This is a genomic window from Sphingobacterium siyangense (assembly GCF_007830445.1).
GTDB classification, from domain to species: Bacteria; Bacteroidota; Bacteroidia; order Sphingobacteriales; family Sphingobacteriaceae; genus Sphingobacterium; species Sphingobacterium siyangense.
The window spans coordinates 1-24812 of record NZ_VLKR01000039.1 but is presented as its reverse complement, the minus strand read 5'-3'; the positions used below and the strand labels follow the sequence as shown (position 1 = coordinate 24812).

The 24812-nt window shown below is 39.3% G+C and carries 25 protein-coding genes and 1 pseudogene; 13 read left to right on the top strand and 13 right to left on the bottom strand.

What is annotated here, in order from left to right:
* Nucleotides 1-40: 40 nt before the first annotated feature.
* Nucleotides 41-1639, bottom strand: coding sequence for a sulfatase family protein (locus IQ31_RS23755; protein WP_088161508.1), 1599 nt, complete (start codon nucleotides 1637-1639; stop codon nucleotides 41-43).
* Nucleotides 1640-1809: 170 nt separating this feature from the next.
* On the opposite strand from IQ31_RS23755, the gene IQ31_RS23750 reads away from it, so the two are divergent.
* Nucleotides 1810-3012: an MFS transporter gene (locus IQ31_RS23750; RefSeq protein ID WP_088161509.1), complete on the top strand. Its 1203-nt coding sequence runs from the start codon at nucleotides 1810-1812 to the stop codon at nucleotides 3010-3012.
* A 62-nt stretch (nucleotides 3013-3074) separates the two neighbouring features.
* Here IQ31_RS23750 and IQ31_RS23745 read toward each other — a convergent pair whose 3' ends face one another.
* Both IQ31_RS23745 and IQ31_RS23740 read right to left on the bottom strand, forming a co-directional pair.
* Entirely contained in the window at nucleotides 3075-3875 is an 801-nt protein-coding gene (locus tag IQ31_RS23745; RefSeq protein WP_145330532.1) for a GNAT family N-acetyltransferase, read from the bottom strand.
* 7 nt (nucleotides 3876-3882) lie between these two features.
* Nucleotides 3883-4872: a GlxA family transcriptional regulator gene (locus IQ31_RS23740; RefSeq protein WP_088161511.1), complete on the bottom strand. Its 990-nt coding sequence runs from the start codon at nucleotides 4870-4872 to the stop codon at nucleotides 3883-3885.
* Between the two features lie 167 nt (nucleotides 4873-5039).
* On the opposite strand from IQ31_RS23740, the gene IQ31_RS23735 reads away from it, so the two are divergent.
* Nucleotides 5040-5354, top strand: a complete 315-nt coding sequence (locus tag IQ31_RS23735) for an EthD family reductase (protein WP_088161512.1) — start codon at nucleotides 5040-5042, stop codon at nucleotides 5352-5354.
* A gap of 40 nt (nucleotides 5355-5394) precedes the next feature.
* The gene (locus IQ31_RS23730) at nucleotides 5395-6321 is read left to right on the top strand and encodes an SRPBCC family protein (protein WP_232475779.1); all 927 of its coding nucleotides are present in this window, start codon (nucleotides 5395-5397) and stop codon (nucleotides 6319-6321) included.
* A gap of 42 nt (nucleotides 6322-6363) precedes the next feature.
* Here IQ31_RS23730 and IQ31_RS23725 read toward each other — a convergent pair whose 3' ends face one another.
* Nucleotides 6364-7233 carry an alpha/beta hydrolase gene (locus IQ31_RS23725; protein WP_088161514.1) on the bottom strand — a complete coding sequence of 290 codons (870 nt, stop codon included), beginning with the start codon at nucleotides 7231-7233 and terminating at the stop codon, nucleotides 6364-6366.
* Nucleotides 7234-7479: 246 nt separating this feature from the next.
* On the opposite strand from IQ31_RS23725, the gene IQ31_RS23720 reads away from it, so the two are divergent.
* The gene (locus IQ31_RS23720) at nucleotides 7480-8349 is read left to right on the top strand and encodes a pirin family protein (protein ID WP_145330530.1); all 870 of its coding nucleotides are present in this window, start codon (nucleotides 7480-7482) and stop codon (nucleotides 8347-8349) included.
* A gap of 115 nt (nucleotides 8350-8464) precedes the next feature.
* Here the strand turns inward: IQ31_RS23720 and IQ31_RS23715 are convergent, their stop codons facing one another.
* Nucleotides 8465-9700 carry an MFS transporter gene (locus tag IQ31_RS23715; protein ID WP_088161515.1) on the bottom strand — a complete coding sequence of 412 codons (1236 nt, stop codon included), beginning with the start codon at nucleotides 9698-9700 and terminating at the stop codon, nucleotides 8465-8467.
* Between the two features lie 258 nt (nucleotides 9701-9958).
* Between IQ31_RS23715 and ribB the strand changes: the two genes are divergently transcribed.
* The 3 genes from ribB to IQ31_RS23700 all read left to right on the top strand — a co-directional run bounded on the left by ribB (nucleotide 9959) and on the right by IQ31_RS23700 (nucleotide 12015).
* A complete protein-coding gene (ribB, locus tag IQ31_RS23710) occupies nucleotides 9959-10636 on the top strand; it encodes a 3,4-dihydroxy-2-butanone-4-phosphate synthase (RefSeq protein WP_145330528.1) in 678 nt (225 codons plus the stop codon).
* Nucleotides 10617-11375 (top strand): siderophore-interacting protein, encoded by a 759-nt coding sequence (locus IQ31_RS23705; RefSeq protein WP_088161517.1) that lies wholly within the window; start codon nucleotides 10617-10619, stop codon nucleotides 11373-11375. The genes ribB and IQ31_RS23705 overlap by 20 nt, the downstream gene beginning before the upstream one ends.
* A gap of 70 nt (nucleotides 11376-11445) precedes the next feature.
* The gene (locus IQ31_RS23700; protein WP_088161518.1) at nucleotides 11446-12015 is read left to right on the top strand and encodes a Crp/Fnr family transcriptional regulator; all 570 of its coding nucleotides are present in this window, start codon (nucleotides 11446-11448) and stop codon (nucleotides 12013-12015) included.
* Nucleotides 12016-12106: 91 nt separating this feature from the next.
* On the opposite strand, the gene IQ31_RS23695 is transcribed toward IQ31_RS23700, so the two are convergent.
* From IQ31_RS23695 to IQ31_RS23685, 3 genes are all read right to left on the bottom strand, one after another.
* Entirely contained in the window at nucleotides 12107-13342 is a 1236-nt protein-coding gene (locus tag IQ31_RS23695; RefSeq protein WP_333888926.1) for a TCR/Tet family MFS transporter, read from the bottom strand.
* 135 nt (nucleotides 13343-13477) lie between these two features.
* Complete coding sequence (locus IQ31_RS23690; protein WP_145330526.1) at nucleotides 13478-13948, bottom strand: OsmC family protein; 471 nt, start codon at nucleotides 13946-13948, stop codon at nucleotides 13478-13480.
* A 284-nt stretch (nucleotides 13949-14232) separates the two neighbouring features.
* Complete coding sequence (locus tag IQ31_RS23685) at nucleotides 14233-14685, bottom strand: DinB family protein (protein WP_145330524.1); 453 nt, start codon at nucleotides 14683-14685, stop codon at nucleotides 14233-14235.
* 491 nt (nucleotides 14686-15176) lie between these two features.
* Here IQ31_RS23685 and IQ31_RS23680 point away from each other — a divergent pair, with 491 nt between their 5' ends.
* Nucleotides 15177-16286 (top strand): sensor histidine kinase, encoded by a 1110-nt coding sequence (locus tag IQ31_RS23680; RefSeq protein WP_157698450.1) that lies wholly within the window; start codon nucleotides 15177-15179, stop codon nucleotides 16284-16286.
* Between the two features lie 28 nt (nucleotides 16287-16314).
* On the top strand, nucleotides 16315-17019 hold the full coding sequence (locus IQ31_RS23675; RefSeq protein ID WP_088161522.1) for a LytR/AlgR family response regulator transcription factor: 705 nt from the start codon (nucleotides 16315-16317) through the stop codon (nucleotides 17017-17019).
* Here IQ31_RS23675 and IQ31_RS28310 read toward each other — a convergent pair.
* The 5 genes and pseudogenes from IQ31_RS28310 to IQ31_RS27450 all read right to left on the bottom strand — a co-directional run bounded on the left by IQ31_RS28310 (nucleotide 16989) and on the right by IQ31_RS27450 (nucleotide 20998).
* A complete protein-coding gene (locus IQ31_RS28310) occupies nucleotides 16989-18029 on the bottom strand; it encodes a thiopeptide-type bacteriocin biosynthesis protein (protein ID WP_425304075.1) in 1041 nt (346 codons plus the stop codon). The genes IQ31_RS23675 and IQ31_RS28310 overlap by 31 nt on opposite strands.
* A gap of 72 nt (nucleotides 18030-18101) precedes the next feature.
* Nucleotides 18102-20100, bottom strand: a pseudogene (locus tag IQ31_RS23665) (lantibiotic dehydratase family protein); the annotation flags it as partial.
* A gap of 12 nt (nucleotides 20101-20112) precedes the next feature.
* The gene (locus tag IQ31_RS23660; protein WP_075992579.1) at nucleotides 20113-20481 is read right to left on the bottom strand and encodes a response regulator; all 369 of its coding nucleotides are present in this window, start codon (nucleotides 20479-20481) and stop codon (nucleotides 20113-20115) included.
* Nucleotides 20482-20568: 87 nt separating this feature from the next.
* A complete protein-coding gene (locus IQ31_RS27455) occupies nucleotides 20569-20712 on the bottom strand; it encodes a hypothetical protein (RefSeq protein WP_153848663.1) in 144 nt (47 codons plus the stop codon).
* A gap of 145 nt (nucleotides 20713-20857) precedes the next feature.
* Nucleotides 20858-20998, bottom strand: coding sequence for a hypothetical protein (locus IQ31_RS27450; RefSeq protein ID WP_158638965.1), 141 nt, complete (start codon nucleotides 20996-20998; stop codon nucleotides 20858-20860).
* A gap of 167 nt (nucleotides 20999-21165) precedes the next feature.
* Here IQ31_RS27450 and IQ31_RS23655 point away from each other — a divergent pair, with 167 nt between their 5' ends.
* From IQ31_RS23655 to IQ31_RS23640, 4 genes are all read left to right on the top strand, one after another.
* Nucleotides 21166-21426, top strand: coding sequence for a hypothetical protein (locus IQ31_RS23655; RefSeq protein ID WP_145330518.1), 261 nt, complete (start codon nucleotides 21166-21168; stop codon nucleotides 21424-21426).
* Nucleotides 21427-21552: 126 nt separating this feature from the next.
* Nucleotides 21553-23970 (top strand): heavy metal translocating P-type ATPase, encoded by a 2418-nt coding sequence (locus tag IQ31_RS23650; protein WP_145330516.1) that lies wholly within the window; start codon nucleotides 21553-21555, stop codon nucleotides 23968-23970.
* A 142-nt stretch (nucleotides 23971-24112) separates the two neighbouring features.
* Complete coding sequence (locus IQ31_RS23645; protein WP_145330514.1) at nucleotides 24113-24334, top strand: heavy-metal-associated domain-containing protein; 222 nt, start codon at nucleotides 24113-24115, stop codon at nucleotides 24332-24334.
* Between the two features lie 226 nt (nucleotides 24335-24560).
* A partial coding sequence (locus IQ31_RS23640; RefSeq protein ID WP_145330512.1) for a DUF4372 domain-containing protein occupies nucleotides 24561-24812 on the top strand: 252 nt, incomplete at its 3' end.

Genomic DNA, 24812 nt, shown 5'->3' with positions numbered 1-24812 from the left:
TTTTAACAACAATAATTTACTGGCTTAGTAGGCCAGTAAATTATTGTTTTACCTTCGGTAAAAACTTTTTGTCGTTCTCATCGGAATCTTTGTAGTAGGCTCGGGCTTCGTCCAGTTTATGATGCATTTCTTCACGTACGTTTTGGTATGCTTGTACATTGTATACATTCTGCATTTCCTGTGGATCTTTCTCTAGATCGTATAATTCCCACTCATCTTTGTCATAATAGAAATGGATCAGTTTGTACCTTTCGGTACGAATCCCATAATGTCGTTTTACCATATGAATGGAAGGGTACTCATAGTAGGTGTAATATACTGCATCGCGCCATTGTTTTTCTTTTCCATTGAGTAGACCACGAAAAGATTTTCCCTGCATATCTTTCGGGATTGCAAGTCCTGCATAATCTAGGATTGTGGGGGCAAAATCAAGATTCTGAACAAGTGCTTTTGAGGATTGGCCAGCTTTAATTTCTGCTGGATAGCGGATCAATAAGGGGGTTCGGAGCGATTCTTCATACATAAAACGTTTGTCAAACCAACCATGTTCACCCAGATAGAACCCTTGGTCTGAGGTATAAATGACAATTGTATTTTCGTCGAGTCCATTGTCTTTCAAAAATTCCAATAGACGTCCAACACCGTCGTCCACTGCAGCAACGGTACCCAGATAATCCTGCATATAACGTTGATATCGCCAGCGCATCAGGTCCTCTTTGGACATGTTGTGATATTTCATCTTAAAATCTGCCATGATTGGGTTGTAGATTGAATCCCATGTTGCGCGCTGCGCTGCAGTCATTCTTCCTAGGTTTCCATTGAAGGCAGCTTTATCCCAGGATAGATATTCTTTTAGTCCCAATTCATCCATTAGCGCAGGAGGTATCTTGTTGTCACCAGCCCAGTTCATGTGTTTAAGGATATTCATTTCAGCGGTTTTAGCAGCAGTTCCTCTTCCTTCGTAGGTGTCGAATAGATTATTCGGTTCTTTGTAGGTTTTTGATGTATATTGTTGAAGATGTCGCAAAGCAGGTAGCCATTCTCGGTGTGGCGCTTTTTGATGATAGAGCACACAGAAAGGTTTGCTGGTATCTCTTTTAGCGATCCAATCTAGGGTCATATCGGTGGTGAGATCCGATACATAGCCTTGTATTTGTTGTTTTACACCATTGATAATAAAGTTTGGATTATAATATTCGCCTTGGTCAATAAGGACCGCTGAGTGGTTAAATCCCTGAGGTAGGCCATCCATATGGATTTTACCGATTAATGCTGTTTGATACCCGTTTTTTTGGAGAATCTTGGCAAAGTTGTCCTGATTCCAATCGAATTTTGCCTCATTATCAATTTTCCCATTCATATAACTGTGCTTCCCAGTTAGGAGTACAGCCCGACTGGGCGCACATAATGAATTTGTCACGGTCGCACGTGTGAAAATGGCACCTTCTTTTGCTAATCTGTCAATATTGGGCGTTTCGTTCAGTCCGTAACCATAAGCGCTTATCGCTTGATAACCATGGTCATCACTCATGATATATACAATATTTGGATGCTTTTTTGCATGGCCTTTTTGTGCCAATGCCCACGAAGGTACAAGTGTGTACAAGGTGAAAGTAAGTATATAATGATGCAGTTTCATGGTTAGGGTTTGAATGTGTTATGCTGAACGATTTTACCTCAGGCTAATATAGGTGTTTTCATTGAGACAAAGACGGTGCTATTAGTTTAATGATAGGTTGTACTATTTAAATGATTTGTTTGTTAAATTATTCTAATAGAAATTTGTGTTATTAATAATTTCACTTATATATGAAGAAGAGTTTATTAGCACTTGCACTGGGGGGATTGGGGATAGGAATTACCGAATTTAGTATGATGGGGATGCTACCGGACGTTGCCCAAAGTCTGCAAGTTTCAATTCCGGAAGCTGGTTATCTCATTACAGCTTATGCCTTAGGTGTAGTTATCGGTGCCCCACTGTTGGTGGTTGTGATGAATCGATTCTCGCCACTTAAGACTTTGATTATCCTCATGGGATTGTTTACCCTATTTAATGGACTGTCTGTGGTTGCTCCAGACTATGGTCTTTTGTTGGTCTCGCGTTTTATTTCGGGATTGCCACATGGTGCTTTCTTCGGAGTAGGGTCTGTCATTGCCAGTCGATTGGCTGATCCTGGTAAAGAAGCGCAGGCTGTAGCGACGATGTTTTCCGGATTGACAGTTGCCAATTTATTTGGGGTTCCATTGGGGACCTATATTGGACATCATTTTTCATGGCGTTATACTTTTCTATTGATTGTTATCGTCGGTATTTTGACCATGTTAGCCTTAAAGTTGTGGATGCCTAAGATGAAAGCAGCACCTAAAAATAATCCTTGGAAGGACTTTGGCATTTTTCGGAATGTGAATGTATGGTTTATGGTTTTGTTATTTTCTGTAGCTCCAGGAGCGCTGTTTGCCTGGATAAGTTATATAGCTCCGCTGATGACTGAAGTGTCTGGTGTTGCTGATAAATACCTGCCTTATATTATGGTTTTGGCTGGATTAGGTATGTTTGTGGGGAATTTGATCGGAGGGAAGTTGACGGACGCTTTTTCTTCAACAAAGGTGGTTGTAGCCGTACTGGTGGTTCAGATTTTATGTATGTTGGTTAGTTACGGGCTGTCCGACAACGTTTGGGTATCTTTGGTGATGACTTTTTTAACCGGAGTCACAACTTTTGCGCTCGTACCTTCGTTAACCTTATTATTGCTTAACTCGGTAAAAAGTGATGCTGAAATGTTGGTTGCTTCTTTAGGACCTGCTTGTTTTAATATTGCGAATGCATTGGGTGCCTTTCTCGGTGGTGTACCCATTAATCAAGGCTACGGTTATACTTCTCCGGCCTTGGTTGGTGCGGTTATGGCAGCTTTAGGAATCGTAATTTCCCTATGTTATATCCAACGAAGCAAAAAGCAACCGGCTGTGGCTGCCAAAGAGGTTCTTGAGGATGCCGTAGGTCAGCTTTCGTAGCGTCCATTATGTTGTCTTGAAATTTGCTATCGGTCTAAAAAAAATAACGTATAGAATTGGTGTTAACCTAGATTTCCACCAATTCTATTGAAGATGGACTGAAATTGAACATCGATATTTTCCCCCAGGTACATGCGCTTGGCCTGGCGTTTTATTGGATATCCTTGGTTCAATAGAAAGGAAACGGCAGCTGTATTCTCTTTTGGTAGCACAACTTTGGAATTTTGCATTAAATACATTTTTAACAATGCCATTCCTGCAGCTTGTTCATTGGCAACAATAAGGCCTTCTCCCAAAGAAGGAAGATAATAACCGCGGAGCGTTTGGTTCTTCACATATAGAAAACCTGAAATGAAATGCGGTTCTATTTCGCATTGTCTATTTTCGGCTGCGGTTGTCAGGTCGAGCCTCAGAAGTTGCTCTTTGTATCGGGATTGATATTGCTGTATATTATTGTCCGCTTCTTCAAGATGGGGTGCTTGTATATCATCAAAGAAAAGATAAGAAGAAGATTCCTTAAAGCCGAGCTTTGTGTAAACAGGCGCGCCCATATCCGTTGCAATGAGTTGAATGCTGTTGCATTTTTTGCTGTTTGCCATACGAATAAGTTCTTGGGTGGTTTGTTTCCCATAGCCTTTTCCTCTTTCATCGGGAGCGACGATAATATGTCCGAGCCAGGCAACGTTGCTATGGATAATGGTCGTACCTATGGCCACAATTTTCTGATCGACCAGGAGTTTTATGGGGAAACAAAAAGGGCTTTCTATATAATGCTGTATTTTGATCGGCACATTACCCCATCCTTCTGGACTTAATGCTGTGATGACGGGGAGATCAGTAAACTGAATCGGTTCAAAATTCATCTAACATCTATTTTATTGCTGCTTTATTGTACTTGTTTTTATATTCAAGGGGAGAGACTCCTGTAAACCGACGGAATATCTCGCGAAAAGCCTTTATGTCCGTATATCCAATAGCGTACATCACTTCATTTACCGTTTTCCTCGAGCTTTCCAATTCTTTTTTTGCCGATTCTACTTTTATCCGTTGAAGATATTCCACGGGCGTATTGCCTGTCGCTTTAATAAATCTACGGTCGAAATTCCGACGTCCGACAGTGAATTTTTCAGATAACTTCTCCATGGAAATTTTTTCTGAAAAGTTATTCTCGAGGTAGTCCTGTGCACGCATGACCATTTCATCTCCATGTGATTTTTGACCATTAAAGATCATAAAATCGGACTGTGTTTGTCTGGCAATATCAATTTGAAATATTTTGGAGCAATAAATAGCCGTCTGTCTGTCGTAGAACTTTTCGACCAGGTAAAGGAGGAGATTAAGGAACGAATAACCGCCACCATTGGTATAGATTCCTTGCTCATCAGTAATAATTTGTTCTGTTTTTAAGTTAACCTTTGGAAAGAGCTTATGAAAATTTGCCGCTGATTTCCAGTGGATAGAGCAGTTTTTGTTATCCAAAAGCCCTGTGGATGCGAGCAGATATGCGCCGGTACACATGCTTGCAACATTTGCTCCCTTGGTATAATGGTCTAATATCCATGCTGAGAGCATGCTATTACCAGCTTCTATCGCACTAAAATTAGAAATGACAGCGGGTACAATAATGAGGTCGGTCTTTTGAATCGTAGCGATATCTTTCTGCGTCATGACCGTTAACAATCCATTGACAAAGTTACTCTGCCTGGAAACTCCTGCCAATTCTATATTAAATATAGGTTCCCTGTTCAGTTGATCGTAATAGCGGTTCGCTTCTGTGAATACATGGTATGTTCCAACAATGCACGATATGGTATTAGGGCCTGTCTGACTGTCTGGAACTAAGATTGTTAGGTGTTTCATGTTGAAAGTTTATAAGATTGAATAAACGATAATACGCTTATTTGATACTATTCAAATATACCGAAACGACTTGTCTAAATCAACCGCTGAGAATGTCTATTTTACACCCCTTTTTGTGTTTTGAAGTCCGCTATATTTGATCTATAAATTTAAATTAATACCACAAGATGGTACGAGTGATCGCAATATATAAGACTCCTACGAATAGGGAGTTTTTTGACAAACACTATTTTGAGACACATATTCCCTTGGCAAAAACGCTTCCCGGACTTATTCGTTATGAAGTGGCCAAAGGTGGAATTATGTCCACGACTGGACACGACGATGTGTATTGTATTGGAACTTTATATTTTGAAAGTTTAGCAGCAATTAAAATAGCATTTGCGTCTGAACAAGGAAAGGCTTGTGCAGTTGACCGGAGAATCTTGGCACCTCATGATCATGATGTTCAGATTTACATATTTGATTCGATTGAGGTATAGGAATATAAGAAGTATGAGTTAACGTTATAAAATACGATGAATGATGAAAAAGGACGATTTTAAAATAAGCATTACCGTTGAAGCAGGTGCTCAACGTGTATTTGAAGCAATCAATAATGTCCGTGGATGGTGGTCTCAAAATATTGAAGGGCCAACTGCTGCTTTGCATGATGAGTTTATATATCATTATCAGGATGTACATCGTTGTCGAATACGAATAGAAACGATGGAAACAGATCGTAAAGTAGTCTGGCGGGTCCTCGAAAACTATTTTAAATTTACCCAGGATGAACGGGAATGGACTAATAGTTCCATTATCTTCGATATTGTGGAAGATGAGGGTACAACTACATTACATTTCACCCATCGTGGGCTTAATTCCCAGATGGAATGTTATCAGGTATGTCATGATGCCTGGACGTATTATATAGCGGACAGCCTAAGACAATTGATTTTAACGGGGCTGGGACAGCCTACTCCAAAGGAGAAAATAGCGCTGGGGGCTATGGAAGAGAATCGCATACCACATGATCCTGGGACAAAAAGTATCTACCATAGGCTGTTAATTGAAACGCCTGTAGAGACTGTTTACAAGGCGCTTACAACGGCGGAAGGACTAGCAGGCTGGTGGACACCAGATACGAAGGCAAAGCCAGAGATTGGTGCGATCCTGCGCTTTGGATTTGGTCCCAGCTATTTTAAAAATATGGAAGTTATTTCGCTGAAGCCTTATTCCAGGGTCGAGTGGCGCTGTGTCAAAGCATTTGAGGAATGGATTGGAACGACACTGACCTTTGAACTTGAACCTCAGCAAAAGGGATGTATGCTGCTGTTTCACCATGATGGCTGGACAAATTATAGTGCGGAATTCGCTTCCTGTAGTTTTGATTGGGCACTATTTTTCAGGAGTTTAAAATTTTTCTGTGAAAAAGGAAAGGGTTTTCCTTATCCCGAATTTAATGTATAAAATTCCTGAAGGGGCATAGTGTATTTTTGGTATAAAATGAGACTATCGCAATAGCTCGGCAATCGCATGCAGATAGTCTTTATTTTTAGAAAAATCATTATGTCCTTCCTTTGCCAAACGTATCAATTTATCCTGTTTTTTAAAGAAGTTACTCAGTTTAATGGAAGAATCAAAATAGACGGCATTATCCTGGTCTCCGTGGAAGATGATCGTTCTACATTTTACTTTTTGCAATGCCGCAGCATTGTCGAAATAAAAGGGGATCCCGCTTGTATCGAGTTCAGGAGCGATATGTTGTGTCCAATCTTGAAAACTATAGTAAGGTGCCTGAAGAATAAGCATTTTCGGAGAATTATGCGAAGCAATAGTTGAAGCAAGTGCCGTGCCCATAGATTGACCGATTATGATAATGTGATCTTCCCGATACTGTTGTGTCAGCTTATCATAGACCGTTTGCAGATCACGATAAAGTAGTTCTTCATTGGTTACTTTACCCTCACTTTTTCCGTAACCTCGGTAGTCCAACATAAAAAGATCATATCCGTTATCAGTATAGATATTGGCAATTTTACCCCAGGTATCTACAGCCCCATTACTGCCATGCAAATAGAAAATTAGTCCTTTGCTCTTGTCTGCCTTAAACAAGATTCCATGGAGTTTAACATGATCTGCTGTTGTGATAAATTGTTCTTCAAATTTGCCCTGAAAGCTGAACGTGGAATCTTGGAGCTTTTTACCTGGAAACAGTTGTTCTTCAAGTATTTCATTCCAGTTTGTTTTAACTTTAGATTTATTGTTGGATTGCGCATGTACTACGGGGGATAAAAAGATGAATAGCAGGAGTACTAGTATTGGGCGTAACCAAAGGTGACTGTAAAATTTTATTAATGTAACGGTATTGTTTGAGCTCATAAGGATACTTGGTCTATGATTTTTATTGAAGTTACATATTTCTATGGCATCCAGAAAATGTGGGATTACTAGTTTTAGCAGTATCTTTTCTTATAAACTTAATCTAGGTTAAGTTTATGCCTTAATCCAGGTTGTTGGAAGCAGGCTTCTTCTTGTCGTACCTTTGAGATAGCAATTTAAAATGAAGTGAATCAATTTGGGCTTCAACTTAAATTCATCAAGAACGATAAAAAAGGAGATCATAATATGAAAAAATCAATTGAAAGAATTTTCCAACGTCCAGCTCAACCGGGTATGGTAGGGGATGGATTTCGTGTATTTAATATGATACCAGGGAATGGGATTTCCCAAAGGAGGATGAGTCCATTTCTTTTACTAGATTTCAACGCAGCATTTGATTTTGGACCTTCGGATCATATCAGAGGCGTGGATGTACATCCGCATAAGGGATTTGAAACCGTTACTATCGCCTACAAAGGCAGTGTAGCCCATCACGACAGTTCGGGAAACAGTGGAGTTATTCGTCCGGGTGATGTACAATGGATGACTGCCGGTGCGGGTATATTACATAAAGAATACCATGAAGAGGAATTTTCAAAAAAAGGTGGATTGTTTGAAATGGTTCAGCTCTGGGTTAATTTACCAGCGAAAGATAAATCAACGGAGGCACATTACCAGGCGATTACAGCCAATCAGATGGGGAAGGTACTATTGCCTGACGCCGCAGGGGTAGTTAATGTCATCGCGGGGAAATTTCAGGATACGGTAGGGCCAGCGAACACCTATACGCCTGTCAATCTATTTGATATCAAATTGGCGGAGCAACATGAAACGAACTTTTTAGTCCCACAAAATCATAATACTGCGATGCTGGTTGTGAATGGGGAGGTCGAGGTCAACGGCGAACTTGCGAAGGAACATAGTTTTGTTTTATTTGGTCATGATGGTGAAGAGATCTCGATAAAGGCCCAAAAAAATGCGGTTTTACTTGTGTTAAGCGGTGAGCCCATTGATGAACCTATCGTGAGCTATGGCCCATTTGTAATGAATACACAGGCAGAGATTTACCAAGCTTTTGAAGATTTTCAGGCTGGCAAGTTTGGCGTACTTGAATAAATGAAATAAGTTTTCATTCATGGCCTACATTTATAACATGTAGGCCATGAATGGATATCATCATATAGAAGATTTTCTGTTAACTAGCTTTTCTTTAGATTATGGTGTTCAACGCCTAAGAAAAGTTTTTTGGCCGTCTGTCGTAGCAGATATGGATGATGAGAACCAGTAGTGTACAACAAAAGCCTGTCAATACCACGCCATTCCATTGAAAGTATTTCCAAGCGAGCGAGGCCAAGTAACTACCCAATGATCCACCCGCAAAGTAACTAAACATATAGACTGTATTTAGTCGGTTGGTTGCCCCTAGATTTAAGGCAAAGAAAGCAGATTGATTGCTGATATGCATTGATTGTAAACCCAGGTCAATTAAGATTACACCAGTTATTAATCCGGTATAGCTATTCCCCCCGATGTAGAATACAATCCAGCTCAATAGCAGGATACATATGGAACCAAGAATAACGGTATACGTAGAAACACGCGTTGAAATCCGGCCTACCAATGCTGCTGCTAGAGCGCCAACAGCCCCTATTAATCCGAAGGATCCAGCTACAGCGGAACCCGCGTGCAAAGGAGCTTTCTGTAAATGAAATACTAATGTAATCCAAAAAGCACTGAATCCCGCAAAACCTAGGGCACCTCTGAGTGCAGATAGCCGTAATACCGGTTGAGTTTTTGTTAGATGGATCAATGAGTGCATTAATTGTAGATAACTTCCTTGAAATGTCGGATTCACATCGGGGAGTGCGAAAGCTAATAATAACATGAATAGAACCATTAACGCTATCGCTATATAATAGATCGCTTGCCATCCCCAGATATCGCCAATAAATCCTGCTGCGACGCGGGAGAGCAGAATACCTAATAGTAAGCCACTCATGACCATTCCGATTGAAGAATTGCGTTTTTCGGGAGTAGCAAGTTCGGCCGTAAGGGGGACGAGCATTTGGGGAACGACTGAGCTAAATCCAACCATAAAGCTTGCGATATAAAGTAGCTCGAGGCTGGGAGCGAAGACCATTGCCAATAAGGAGGCTATGATAAGTAGAAAAATTGATAATATTAATTTCTTTCTTTTTATCATATCGCCCAAAGGAACGAGAAAGAGTAGTCCTGTTGCAAAACCGATCTGGGTGAGCATAGCAATCATACTAATTGCAGCTTCACTAACGTGAAAGTCTTTTGCCATTAATCCCAAAAGCGGTTGATTATAATAGTTGTTGCCGACGACTATTCCAGTTGTCAAGGTAATAAGCCATAAAAGAGGCTTCGTAAGTATTGGTGTATCCCGCTTTGAGTCTACGTGAAGCTCTATGTTTTGATTTGTTATGTCTGTTGTATGTATCATTTTGAATTTTATTTCCTTGGCTGCAAATTTACAGCGATCAGTAATGGAGGAATTGAAGAATTCGATCCATGAATTGAAGAATTGAAGTTTTGGGTGTTTAAAGATGCTTTAGATTTGAAATAATTGAATGTTGAGCTCCATTTTTGTTTTTCTGTTTTTTGACTTAAGTCAATGTTTATTGTTTTTCATGGATAGATCTTTGTCATCAAATAAGCCAGCCTCTGTTATTCGTAAAGAGGCAGGATAATATAGAATGATATGAGAAATTTGTTAACAATGTTTGGGGATGATCCCATAGCAAGGGTAGAAAAAGCATTAATGGATTTACAGGCCGGTAAAGGAGTTCTTCTTATCGATAATGAAGATCGAGAGAATGAGGGGGATCTTATTTTCTCTGCCCAAAACATGAGCATACCGGATATGGTACAAATGATCCGGTATTGTAGTGGTGTTGTCTGTCTTTGTCTCACCCATGAGAAAGCGAATGAATTAGACTTACCTTATATGGTGTCAGCTAATTCAAGTCCTTACCAAACGCCATTTACAGTATCTATCGATGCAAAGATAGGGGCAACTACGGGGCTCTCGGCTTCCGATCGAATTGCCACAATAAGAGCGGCCTGTGCGCAGGATGCTAAACCGGGGGACCTTGTTCGCCCAGGTCATATCTTTCCCTTGCGGGCGCACGCGAACGGAGTATTGGGTCGCGATGGTCATACAGAAGGCAGTATCGATTTGATGCTTATGGCGGGTTTAGAACCGATGGCTGTCTTATGTGAATTGATGAATGAGGATGGGACAATGGCGCGTTTGAATGAGGTCTCAGCATTCGGACTGAAACATAATCTTACCGTATTATCTATTGAGGATATTATTACCTATAGAAAGCTAAATAATAATTTTCGAAAGACAGCATATGAATCAGACAAACACTAAAAAAATAAGATCGGTATTCCGTGTTGGCCGAAAAGAGTACCTTACACCACATCTTATCCGGGTAATATTTGATTTAACCGATGAGCAGCTCGGGTTATTGGCCGAAGTCAGTTCGGGTTCAAATAACAAGCTTTTCGTTCCGTTACAGCACAATGCGCAAGAAGTAGTCGTCAGAACTTACACCAATCGTAAAATAGATCTTTATAACAGAGAATTGCATGTCGATTTTGTTGTTCACGGTGATAGCGGTCCTGCATCTGCTTGGGCAATCATGGCGGAAAAGGGCGATCAATTGGAAATTGGCATGAAGGAGAGCAAAAGAAAATTGGTTCCCCAGGTAGACTGTTACCTGCTGGTTGGAGACACAACAGCTTTACCTGTTATTGCTGCAATATTAGAAGAGCTTCCAGCGACGGCTAGAGCAAAAGTAATTATTGAGATTCTGGCAAAAGAAGACGAGCTTGTATTGTCCTCAGCCTGCAGCGCACGCATACAATGGTGTTATAATCAGACACCAGAACAAGGGAGTAATCTCGCTGAATATGTTAAGAAAGCCGACTTTAGGGCGGATGATCAAACGAGCTATATCTTTATTGCTGCGGAGTATGCCATTGTGAAAGAATTACGTCATTACTTTCGGGAGGAAAAGGGGAGGACTTCACAAGACCTATATACCTGTGCATATTGGAGAGCGGGGCATGCAGAAAGTGAACTTACGAATTTAAATGAGCCGATCTAGTTCTTAAATTAGTTTCTGTTAATCCAATTTTATTAGTTTTGCTGGAAATTAATTTAGAACAGCAATTAAAATGGATGAGCTATTGATATCCTATATCACGAGTAAAATTACGGTAACAGAAGATGAATTACATCTAATAGGCTCCTATTTTAAGCCTTTAAAGCTAAAGAAAAATGAGTTTTTGTTGGCCAATGGTGAAATAAGCCAACGCTCATTTTTCGTGACCAAGGGGTGTTTACGTATTTTTTTTATAAATGAGTCTGGACAAGAAGCAACACGCTACTTTGCCTTTGAGAATCAGTTTGCAACCGCATTAGTTAGTTTTATTACAGGAGAAGAGTCTGAAGAATTTATTCAGGCTTTGGAACCTACTGAAATCTACTATATAAGTCATAAGGATTTTTATCATTTGTTGGACCTTATTCCACAGTGGGAGAAGTTCTACCGTCTCTATTTGGAAATTGCCTATGTAACAAATACAAAGCGTCTGATGTCATTTTTAATGCAAGATGCCCTTGAAAAATATCGTTTATTGTTGGATGAAAATCCAATGGTTGTCAGAAGGCTGTCCAATAGAATAGTTGCTTCCTATCTGAATATTTCACAGGAGACATTGAGCCGTTTAAAGTCAAAGCTCTAAAACTCAACTGGCCTATGCATTTAAGAACTGCATAGGCCAGTTGAGTTTTAGAGGAAGATAGATGAAAATAGTGCAGACTGATCAATCAGGTCTAAAGATTTATTTGCTGATTTCTCCTTTTGCGAGAAGCATTATAGACAATGATCACACTAATCGTCATCAGGATAAATGCTAAGAAAAACGGCGCGCCAGAAAATTTAAATGGTGCTTTGTCATGGGTGAAATAATAAAATAGGTTTGTCATCATCGGTGGACCAATAATCGATGTTGCACTCATTAAGCTTGTTAGTGCACCTTGAAGTTCACCCTGTTCGTTTGAAGGAACATTTTTTGTAATAACAGACTGAAGAGCTGGTCCACAAATACCACCCAAGCAATAGGGGATAAGGAAGACGAACATCATCCATCCTTCGCTTGCAAACGAGAATAACAGTAGTCCAATAGCATACAGGGTCAATCCATAGAAAATGCTTTTTTGTTCACCAAGTTTGGGCGTTGTCCATCGAATTAAAACGCCCTGAACCAATCCAATCAATAATCCAATAACACCTAATGAGATACCCACCATTCTTTCTGTCCAGTCGAATTTATACATGGTGAAGAAGTTCCAGTTACTTTGAACTGCATGGCCTGCGATATATATTAAAATTAAGGCAACGATTAATCCGGATATTTCTGGATGTTTTCCAAGAAACTTAAAGGATCCAATTGGATTTGCGCGTTTCCATTCAAAAGCTCTACGTTTTTCTTTATCTAAGCTCTCAGGTAAGATAAAATAGCCATACAGGAAGTTTAGCATACACAGTCCTGCAGCCGCATAAAAGGGAACCCTGGCACCATAGTGACCGAGTAGACCGCCGATAACTGGGCCGATGATAAAGCCAAGACCAAATGCAGCGCCTATCAAGCCAAAGTTCTTTGCCCGATCTTCATCCGTAGATATATCGGCGATATAAGCACTTGCCGTTGTAAAACTAGCACCTGTCAATCCGGCGATAACGCGTCCTAAGAATAACCAACCTATAGTTGGCGCGAGGGCAAGAAAGATGTAGTCTACAGCAAACCCAAAAAGTGAGATCAAAATAATTGGCCTTCTGCCATATTTGTCACTGAGGTTACCAACGACGGGAGAACAGATGAATTGGGTGAAAGCGTAGGCAAAGCCGAGCCAGCCGCCATATTTTGCCGCTTCACTGATGTCGCTATGAATCAATTCCTCGATAAGTTTAGGGACGACTGGAATAATGATTCCCCAACCCGTAATATCGATTAGTAGTGTAATAAATATGAATCCGATTGCTGCTTTTTTCTTGGAATTTTCCATCATGATTCAAAAGTAATGAAATCCTTAAAAACTTGTTTGTTATTTAATTACGAATTTTTGCTGCGTGTTATATTTTCGGTTGTGTTAACAAACCGAAAACAAGAGGCTTTTTTCTTTCGATAGAACGTCCAGGTATGATTAGATCGCTTGACATTGGGGATGGTGCAGCACAGTAAAATTACATGAATTCGCAATAAAACACAGTTTATTTGCTTGGGTATGTAAGGATAAAGCAAGTTCTATCTGGGATTCATCTGTGATGAGAACCTCGGGGTGTAATATAACTTCCGTAAAACGACCACTTCCATCTCCATCCGTTTCGAGGGTAGCGATAGCATTGTCCGTATAGGATAAAATCTCGATGCCATTTTTCGAGCAGACGTATAAATAGGACATCATGTGGCAAGAAATCAGGCTGCTAAGCAGCAAATCTTCCGGATTGTACAATGCGGGGTCACCCTTGAATGCTTTTGCTGCGGAAACTTGCAGGTCAGCTTTGCCTTCGATCGCGATGTGATGGCTCTTTGTATAAATTTTTGAACCCACAGCACTAGGCTGTTCAGGATGGTCCCATGTTAAGGTCGCTTTAAAGATATGTTTGTAACTCATTTTGTTTCAAAGTTAAGGTATTCTCCAATATTATAGAGGGTCTAGTCCGCCAATTGCAAGATGTGTAGGATAGGTCGCATCGACTAGATCAAAATTTTAATAGAACTGCTTAAAAATCAAAGCGACCATTATCTGGTTGAAAACGAGTATGTCCTAGGGTATTCCTTTTATTACCTTACGGAAGGATTGATCCAGCATGATATTTATCGTTTGGAGCAAATCGGCATTTCAATAAAACTACTTCGTTTGTAATCAGACTACAGTGGCGTCTGATTACAGTACTGTTATGTGCGAACAAAAGTGATATAATCTGTGTTGATAGGTTCAATACCATTTTTCCGCATTTCGCTTGCTATTTGCGCCCTGTGATAGGTGCCATGATTAAAGACGTGTAACAGAATGTCGTTGGCCTTATTATGAAAAGCCTGATGCTGTGTGTTTGTATAATTGATAATTTCATCCTCTATATCATTTCTGCGCTGAATCTGCTGCCCAAATCCTTCTGAAGCTAAATCGTGATACCTTTGGCAATCGATGATACTGTGCTCATCCCAAACACCAACAGGTGGTTTTTCACCAGTTAATCGACTTAACCAAATAATCTGAGCATTGACAATATGGCTAAAGAGCCGTATGCAAGAATGAGGTACATTTTCGCCTTCACTTTTCAGTTTATCCAGTAGTGCTGTATTGGCCCAGTTATTATATAACCAAAGCTGCATAAAAGTAGTTGACATCTAATTGTTGTTTATGTGGGTTCTGTAAAATTAAATATACGGAAGATCGCAATAACTTTTTTTGCTGAGCCTTCAATTATGGACAATTTATGTTATGTAAATAGACATTTTAGTGATCGCTACGTATTATATTTACCTTATTAGGTAAGTTTTGAAAATTACCAACTTAATTGAAATTAGAGATAACGTTATTCTATATTGATAACTTAGCAAATTACTTTATTTGCTGGATGAGCTAGCTGTTTTATGCACGCTAAAAATCATTTTCATTTTAAAGCAATATATTTGTTACAATTTTATTGTTTTGTGCGTAATGCTATTTTTTTTGATTTGCTCAGATCCTAATTGGGATATATTCAGATTGTTAGCGTTATAGGTGGTTGTTTTTTGTCGCAGAAATGTCTTTTTGCGTTATCACTTGATAAGTCAGACTACCACAAACTAAAGGATATCATTATATTAGACTGATATTATTGAAAAGTATGCTATCTATGAACAGGTTTTTCCAAAATTACAATACGGGGAAACGTATTATTCTCCATTTGTGTTTTTGGTTTTTGGTTTTGGGAATGCAATTCATTTCCTATCAGCGGATAGATATTGATAATTCCTGGATTTTGTTTGTAAAGGACGTCTTTTCTTTGTTGACAATATTTTATGTGACAGCATATATCATCATTCCGCGGTGGTTTATTCCAGGGAAGTTTGTATTATGTATATTATGGTTGTTGTTTATTTACGCCTGGTGGTCGTTTCTAAGTTACTTTGCTGCCCTATTAACGTTGAAATATCTAACACCAGATGTTCGCCTGTCAAGCTATCTTGAAATAATATTAAGTCAAGGAATCTTTGGTGCTTTTCGCCTTTCTTCCATTAGCGATTATTTGTTGGATTTTATTTTTTTGGTGGCGCTGCCATTGACTGTAAAAATTGTACAGGCATTTATGTCTGTCAGAAATTCAAAAATGAAACTCGAATTGAAAAATTCGGCATTGGAATTGAACAATGTCCAATTGGAACTCGCCTTTCTAAAATACCAGATTAATCCACATTTTTTACTTAATACACTTTATAGCATCTATGTGCTGGTATCTGATCATGATGAACGAGGCGGCGAAAGTATGATGCGTTTAAGTAGTATTATGGTGTATTTACTGCATGAAAGTAATCAACCCAGGATCGAAATTAGTCGCGAATTTCAATTGCTAAAGGATTATGTTGAATTGGAAAAGTTACGCTATAGCGAGACCGTGCAGATCAATCTAAATTTGGTGGCCGAGGACGAAAACAGCATGATTGTTCCTTTGATCTTTTTTCCGTTTGTGGAAAATGCATTCAAACACGGACCTCGGTTAAGTTCTTCGGCGGGATGGATATCCGTAGACATTAAGGTTGCGGATGACAAGGTGTATATGCACGTGGCTAATGCGTATAGAGAACTTTCAAAACCAGAAAATTATATCGGCGGATTAGGGATAGAAAATGTAAAAAAACGACTGGAACTTCATTATCCTCATAATCACAATTTGGAAATAAAGTCGCAGGAGGGTGTATTTAGTGTTAATCTTGTTGTAACTTTACATTCGGAAACAGAGCCGTAGCACCAAAGCAACGGGTTGCGAAGTACTTATGAATAGAATTAAAACTATCCTTATTGAAGATGAGCCTATTGCGAGAGGTCGCCTGGAGAAATTAGTTTCCAAATTAGGCCTGATCGAAATATTGGGTGTATTCGAGAGCCCATTGCAAGCAATTGACATTTTAAGGCAGCACGAGGTAGATCTCATTTTGTCGGATATAGATATGCCTGAAATGGACGGAATTACCTTTCTCAAAGGACTTGCTCATCCACCATTTGTTGTTTTTATAACTGGGCATTATGAGTATGCGGTCGATGGATTTGAGCTGGATGTGATCGATTATATCTTAAAGCCACTCCTGACGGAAGAGCGCTTGATCAAGGCAATTGAAAAAGTCCAAAAGGCAATTTTGTTTTCTAGAAGGGGCCCACAGGGTGAAAGAAAGGCGATTAAGATAAAGGATCGGAACAAAACTATTTTTATAGATCCGGCGGATATTTTCTATCTTAAAGCCTGGGGGGATTACATTCAAATTTATACGTTAGAAGGTATGCAAACGTTGCTGTCTACCATGAAAGATATGGAAGCAGAACTGCCTTGGGATATGTTTGCTCGTATGCACCGGTCCTATATTGTCAATATCAAACAGATCAAGGGTGTTGAGGCAAGTAAAGTCATTCTGAAAAATGGGACAGAACTCGCTATAGGTTTACAATATCGTAATCAACTTTTCGCGAAGATGGGACTCCTATAATTTATCGGATTCATACGTTCTTTCTGTTTCCCAATTTGCATTTTATAATAGCCAACCATAAAGTGGTAAACGGCAAGTTCATGTAAGCGTTGATCAGACATGAACAATCGATTAATAAACATATGAACGTAGCTTGATAGTAACGATGTCCGAGCCGACTTGAATTCATCTTGCTCGTTATGGCTCTGTAAGGTGTTAAATATGCTGTATTGAAGTGCATTTAGTTTCTTTTTCGATTCTTCTAGGTTGTCTAAAGGTTTGTCGAACCAGTCTTTTTTCTCTTTAAACTTATTGTTGAGATGAATCCAAAGGTTTTTATTATTATCAAATTCTTGCTGATAAAGGGTATTCATCTGTAGGCAGAAATCTCTTTTCTCGATCAGTGTAAATTTTGCAGCTTCTAATAGCGACTCAATATTTTCGAAAGCCAGGCGCCATCGATCATTGATTGAAGTACTTTGGTGAATAACCTTCAGTACCGTTTCGCTCTGTTGATAGAATAGCTCCTCACTAAGTTCCATACAAAATGGGGTATAGCGTTCAATCTCCCGTGTATAAGTGTCAAAGGATAGCGTTGATATCTGGCCGTCTTTAATAAACTGTTCCAATAGGGTATTAAGCGTGGATATAACGAAATAATACTGGCTTGGATCTGAAAGCTCAACTCTAAACCTAATGTGGGGCGATGGATCGTTGTACCGTATAAAAAACCATTTTTTTAGGACATTTTGTTGACTAATTGTCTCTACGATAATGGGGAAAACTTCCTTTAACAAGGTGTCTGCAAAATGTAAACCACAATAGATCTTGGCGTAAAGCCATTCACTGCCCAAAGGGAAGCATCTTTTTAGGTTATTGTCTTGCGGAGCTGATTCATTTGTGAAAGTCTCATGTTGTGATTCTATTGGAATAATGATTTCGTTGGCAAAAATATGTCCATCTTTATCCCTGGCTATTGATGAATAGTCATTCAGGATATATTCGGTTAATATGGTCTCTCTTTTGCACATATGATCCAATATGATTTCTATGCAAAAAGGATTGTCTAAATTTATCAACAGTTCATTATCGCCGCTGCTGATGATGACCATTGCAGGGATTGCTAACTCCGCTTGTATATTTTTTATGAAAGCCTGAGGGTTGCTGGGGTATTTCGCTATTTTTTGAATTCGCCACTGGGCTCTAGACAAGATAATATTTTTGTAGCTTATTCTTGGGAGCCTCCGCTGCTCTTTCATAATTCCCCAATTCCAGGAAAGATCCAACCTATTATTTTGGAACTGAAAATCTGCGAGAAACTTATAAATATTCATACCTTGTTCAAAATTGTGGGCCGTCGTCAAACGGGGGATAACCATTTTATTGAATTTCTTGGACCACAAGATTAGACGCTGTTCTTTAAGGAACAGGTATAAGTCATTAACATCAATTTGCTCTTGTTCTTCGTCGATTGTTGGGCTTAGACAAATTGATGTCTTTCGCAGCGCAGGTCTATAAATTATATTACCAGCATTATTGTCTGGGTAATGACAAATCTCGGCAAGTATTGCATTGGGAAACTGCTGTTGCTCTTTGTTGGCCGATTCTTTTAAATTTGTTATGCAATTCTTCATCCAAATGTGCAAATCTGGAAATTAAGTTTCCTGATGACGAACCACCAATAGTACCTAGATTGAAGAATAAATTTTCCTGACATGAACTTCTAAGGAGATTGCCGATGGCATAGAATGAAGAAGGGATAGTATGAGCTGTTTGTTTACGCTGTTTAGCGATATGATCTAGATCTTTGCCGGTCAGCCGAATTTCGGTGAATTGATTTTTTACACTTGCTACAAATTTTTCAATGACCAGATCTTGATAATGGTGGTCCCCATATTTTTTTTCGCCCGTCGGAGTGATGTTTTTAACATCCCCGAGTATTTCATCCGTTATATTGTAAACACCTTCTTGACGTCCGTAACCAATCCCAATATCGGGGTCTAAAGCTGTCGTTAGCGGGACCATTCTATCTTCATATTTAACAGAGAACGCAGCTCTAAACTGGTCAAAATCTGTTAACTTAGCCTGGCTGCAAAGTGGCAGTAAATCCTGAAATTGATCTCTTATGTGATTTAATGCGGTATCTGATAAATTGTTTTCGTCCATCCCTATGAGTAGGTCCCCCTGTAACGAATTGGTCATATCGAGGTCTGGAGCCAAAGGCTGCAATAATTTAAGGATGGCGGTTCGGATCTCAATGACAGATTGAGAACTATGAAGCCATCTTTTTATCGTTAATAAAGGATTTAAATAATTTTCCGCCTTATCCACTCTTTCAAGCGTCGTTATCAGGCTATCCAGATAACCTCGGCCAATTACATTGGGCTGTAATTCAGAAGATATGATTCCAAGGCTGATGAGGTTATTGACGAATAGGGGCGCATGCGTTGTTGATGCTCCAAGACCTTGCAGCAGATCGATTAATGATTGATAGTGGCTGGTTCTCTTATTACGTTCAAAGTGTTGGATGACTCGATCCAAAACTGGGGTAAGCCTTATGCGTTTCAGGATATGCTGTCCTTTCTTCCCATTTGACCCTTTTTGATAATATTTGTAATATTTACCATCTAAGTATAAGGTCGGATTGATACGATAATAGAGTTGACTGTAAATTCTTTTATCTTTTGATAGCTGTTCAATAATTCCTGTCAAAATGGTGGCATCCAGTTTTAATACAGCTTTATTCGCATTAGCCCTAATTAACGATACCTTTTTTTCGGAGACGGCAATGTTCCCAAAAGATACCCCTGCGAATAAACCGAAAGGCGTACTTCTAGTGCTCATCCTAATCGCATATTTGAGTAGTGAAGCGATCATTTTTGAGCTGCTCTCTTTCTTGTATTCAAGCCATTTTTGAACTTCTACTGAGAAGGCAGGGCTTGCCAGAAATAGGGCTTCTTTTAATTGCTCATTTTGAAACAAATGACGAAGTTTTTCTTCTATTTCATGTCTCTCTTTTATCGTTAAAAGATCAACGGCAAATGCAGCTGGAAGCAGCGGCGTGCGCAGAAGAAAATAATCGGATAAGTGAAATAATGACATGAATTAGTAGGACTAGTATTGCATGACTTGTTTTATACAGGACTGAAACATTTCGGGCGAAATTGGTTTTTGTAGTGCAAAATGCTTTCTGTTTTTGATAAATTCCGGATAATGCCAGCGTGACACAGCGGACGTTATGATCAGGATAGGAATATCGGCGATCAATTCGGCAAGTGTATTAATATTACCGCCGCTAACAATGAGATCGAGGAATAGGATGTCTGCAGATTTTAGATCATGACTAAATAATGCTGGATTTTCAATGTCTTCAACCATCTTTATCAATTGAAGATCTGGAAACATGTGAATGTATTCAACTATTTTTTTTGTCGCCAAGGGTTCATCCTCAATAAGAATACATTTAAGCTTGGGTGAAGTCATATACTCGGTTCTTTTTTTATTTAGTAGGCAATAAAGACGATTGCTGTAAAGGCGCCTACCAGAACGCCCTCACAGCATTATCCTCTTTTATATTACTTTTGAAGATGTAACTGTCTTAATAGTTACCAGTTCCATATCATCAAAATCAAAAAATGAGATCGGTTCGACCACGCAGACAGTTTGTACATCCAATACAAAATCCTCCGCTAAAAAATTTTCAATGTTTTCCATAGTTATACGTTTAAATTGTAAACAAATGTGCTAGCTATGGAAAAGAACAACGAAAAATATCGACAGAATTGAAAATGAATCGGACGAACTAAAGAATCTATTCGACGAAAAAATAGCGCCTGTTCCTATTTCTGTTCGCCGTGTATTAGATGCTGTTCAAATCGTCTGCTAGATTATAATCAGCATTGAAAGAAGGTCCATCGTGTGCTGTTGGAAAATTCGACAAAATAGCATTTGAGTACGATGAAATAGTGACGGCATTATTGTAGGATTCTATCAGGTTCATTATTTTAGGGCTATCTATTTTAGCAGCGAAAAACCATTTCTTTAGCCATTAAAACCGTGTTGCGTAAATAGATAAACTAATGAGGAGGCTTGAGGTAAGTCCTTGACCAGAAAAGCATCTGCCAAATAAATAGGTGAGTAGTGTGAGCGCGTAAAACAAATGAGAATATGAATTTATCGAATGAAATGCACAGTTTTTTGAAAAGAGAAGGGTTACGGTTATTTAGAAAAAAAGTAAGCTGGCAGACCTCTGCGAAATATCAGATCTATGCCGATGGGAAAACAAAGATTGGTGTCGCATTTGACAGAATTCAAAATTTTATCGATGAAAATACCAATGCATCCGGCTGGAGTGGAATGGAAACGATTAAACTCGAAGAACGCGGCGATTATATTATCTATGGTTTTGTTGAGGAAGTGGAAAGCTAAAGAAGAATTGAGTTTAACCTGTCGTATCGTATTATCGAATAAATATTACAAATCAATTCCTTAATTGTGTAATGATTTCGATGTTATTTGTGGCCAAATTTGTTGTGTAAAATAAAACAATCAGTTATGGCGACAGATATTTATAAAGATACGGTTTATCTACCTTTAGAAGATGTTGAAAGCGAACATTGTGCTTCAATTGTCGAAAAAGGACTAGCTCAGGTCAAAGGCTTGGCGAGCTATCGGGTGGAATTGAATAACCATAGAGCTGCTATCGTACCTAAAGATAGTGAAGCGGTCGTTAGCAGTGTAAAGACGATCAAAGATCTTGGTTATGGTGTTTCTACATTGACCAAAACATTTCCAGTTCTTGGGATGACTTGCGCCTCATGTGCCAGTAGCGCCGAAAGTATGGCGAAATATGAACAAGGGGTTGTCAATGCGTCTGTAAATTTTGCAACTGGAAATCTTACAGTTGAATATTTGCCTAATATTACGGATCATTTAAAAATTCAGAAAGCAGTCCAGGCTGGTGGCTATGATTTATTAATCGAAGATGAATCTACACAGCAGGAAACATTGGAGGCTATTCACGCCGCTAAATTTCACAAGCTTAAAATCAAAACACGATGGGCAGTATTGCTATCCCTTCCCGTAGTTGTAATTGGTATGTTCTTTATGGATATGCCGTACGCAAATCCTATTATGTGGCTGTTTTCTACACCCGTAGTTCTTTGGCTAGGTAAGGACTTTTTTGTCAATGCGTTGAAACAGGCGAAACACCGTTCGGCCAATATGGATACACTTGTTGCGTTGAGCACGGGGATAGCTTACATCTTTAGCGTATTTAATATGCTCTTTACTGAATTTTGGCATCAACGTGGCTTGCATGCACATGTCTATTTTGAGGCCGCCTCAGTTGTCATTGCTTTTATTTTATTGGGTAAATTGCTGGAGGAGAAGGCCAAAGGTAACACCTCATCTGCCATTAAAAAGCTAATGGGGTTGCAGCCGAAGACGGTTATGGTCATTCAATCGGATGGAGTAGAGCGTCAGGTTCCTATAGAAGCCGTTCATACCGGCGATATCATTCTGGTAAAACCAGGGGAGAAGATCGCTGTCGATGGTGTTGTTATCAGTGGAAATTCCTATGTTGACGAGAGTATGTTAAGCGGAGAGCCGGTCCCGGTTTTAAAAACGGGAAATGAACAGGTATTTGCAGGGACGATCAATCAAAAGGGAAGTTTTCAGTTCAAAGCTACAAAAGTTGGGCGGGAAACAATGCTTGCACAGATCATTAAAATGGTACAGGATGCACAGGGAAGTAAGGCTCCTGTACAAAAACTGGTCGATCGAATTGCTGGTGTATTCGTTCCTGTTGTCATTGGTATTGCTATTTTAACTTTTCTACTGTGGTTTACTTTAGGTAGAGAAAACCATCTGGTACAGGGTTTGTTGGCGGCAGTAACGGTTTTAGTTATTGCGTGTCCTTGTGCACTAGGTTTAGCAACTCCTACAGCGATCATGGTTGGAGTGGGTAAGGGAGCTGAACAGGGCATTTTAATTAAGGATGCGGAAAGTCTGGAGCTGGCCAAAAAGGTAAGTGCAGTTGTTTTGGATAAAACCGGTACCATTACGGAGGGAAAACCTGTTGTTACTGACGTGTATTGGGAAAATAATGAAGATAATTTGAAAGGTATCCTGTTAAGCTTGGAGAAACAGTCAGAACATCCATTGGCAGAAGCTGTTGTAGGGTATTTTAATGATGTGAAAGTTACTCCAATATCCTTTATCGAAAGTATTACGGGGAAGGGTGTAAAAGGCAGTGAAGGAATCGAAACTTACTATGTAGGGAATCGGAGGTTGTTGGATGAAAATAGGATTACAATTTCGACAGAATTGATGGAACATGCTACTCAATGGGGAAATCAATCGAAAACAGTGATCTGGTTTGCCAATAGTCATACTGCATTAGCTGTAATTGCCATTGCGGACCAGATTAAGGAAACTTCTGTACGTGCAATCAAGGAGATGCAAGCAATGGGAATTGAACTATATATGCTGACTGGTGACAACGAGGCTACAGCGAGGGCCATCGCTGCGGAAACAGGGATTCAGCATTACAAAGCCGAGGTATTGCCAGAGCACAAAGCTGATTTTGTTAAGGAATTGCAGCGAAGGGGACAGGTGGTCGCTATGGTTGGGGACGGTATTAATGATAGTACAGCCTTAGCAACAGCGGATGTCAGTATTGCAATGGGAAAAGGAAGTGATATTGCAATGGATGTAGCGAAAATGACAATTATTTCTTCTGATTTGACGAAGATACCCCAGGCAATTCGACTGTCGAAACAAACGGTCGCAACGATTAAGCAAAACTTGTTTTGGGCATTTATTTATAATTTAATTGGAATTCCCCTCGCTGCAGGCATTCTGTATCCATTCAATGGTTTCCTTTTAAACCCGATGATAGCTGGAGCTGCAATGGCATTGAGCAGTGTAAGTGTTGTCAGTAATAGCTTGCGGCTTCGCTGGAAAAAATAGCTAACGATGGTTGAGCCGTAGACCGTGTTTTAAACGGTAAATATTATAAAACAAAATAGAAAAACTGTAAGTATAGCCAATCGAATTAAAGGGATATTTGTACAGATAATTAAATAGATTAATAACATTAAAATTAAATAACATGGAAAGCAAAGAACTTCAATTCAAAACAAACCTCACTTGTGGGGGATGTGTATCCAAAGTAAGTGCAGATCTAGATAATGTGGACGGTATATGTGAATGGAATGTTGACACCACAAATGCAGACAAAATTCTGACTGTAAAATCTGAAGGCGTTTCGGAAGAAGAAATAATTGAAATTATCAAAAAGAAGGGTTTTAATGCAGTGATCTACTCCACATAATTGTTCCATAAATCTATAGAAGCATCACACCCTAAAAGCTGGACAAAACTTTTAGGGTGTTTTTATGAAGTATAATTATAAGACGAAACTGAACTCAGTTTTATTAGTTATAAATTCGGGTTTCCTTTTTATCCATTTTCACTTGCGTCCTAAACGTTTAAAAAGTGGCGGTGTTTAGATATAGCAAAGTTGCTATATTTAAATCGCAAAATTATAACACACCGCCATGATAAATTTAAATGTTTTTAGTCAGATTTTATCTCTTATCGACCGCGAATTATTCAAAGATTTGGTTTCAAAGCACAAAAGTGACAAACATCAGAAAGGGATCAACAGCTGGACGCATCTAGTCAGTATGCTTTTCTGTCATTTTTCCTCGGCAGATTCGGTTCGTGATATTAGTAACGGTCTACGCAGTACCACTGGTAATCTGAACCACTTAGGTGTAGTAAGAGCTCCAAGTAAGTCTAATATATCC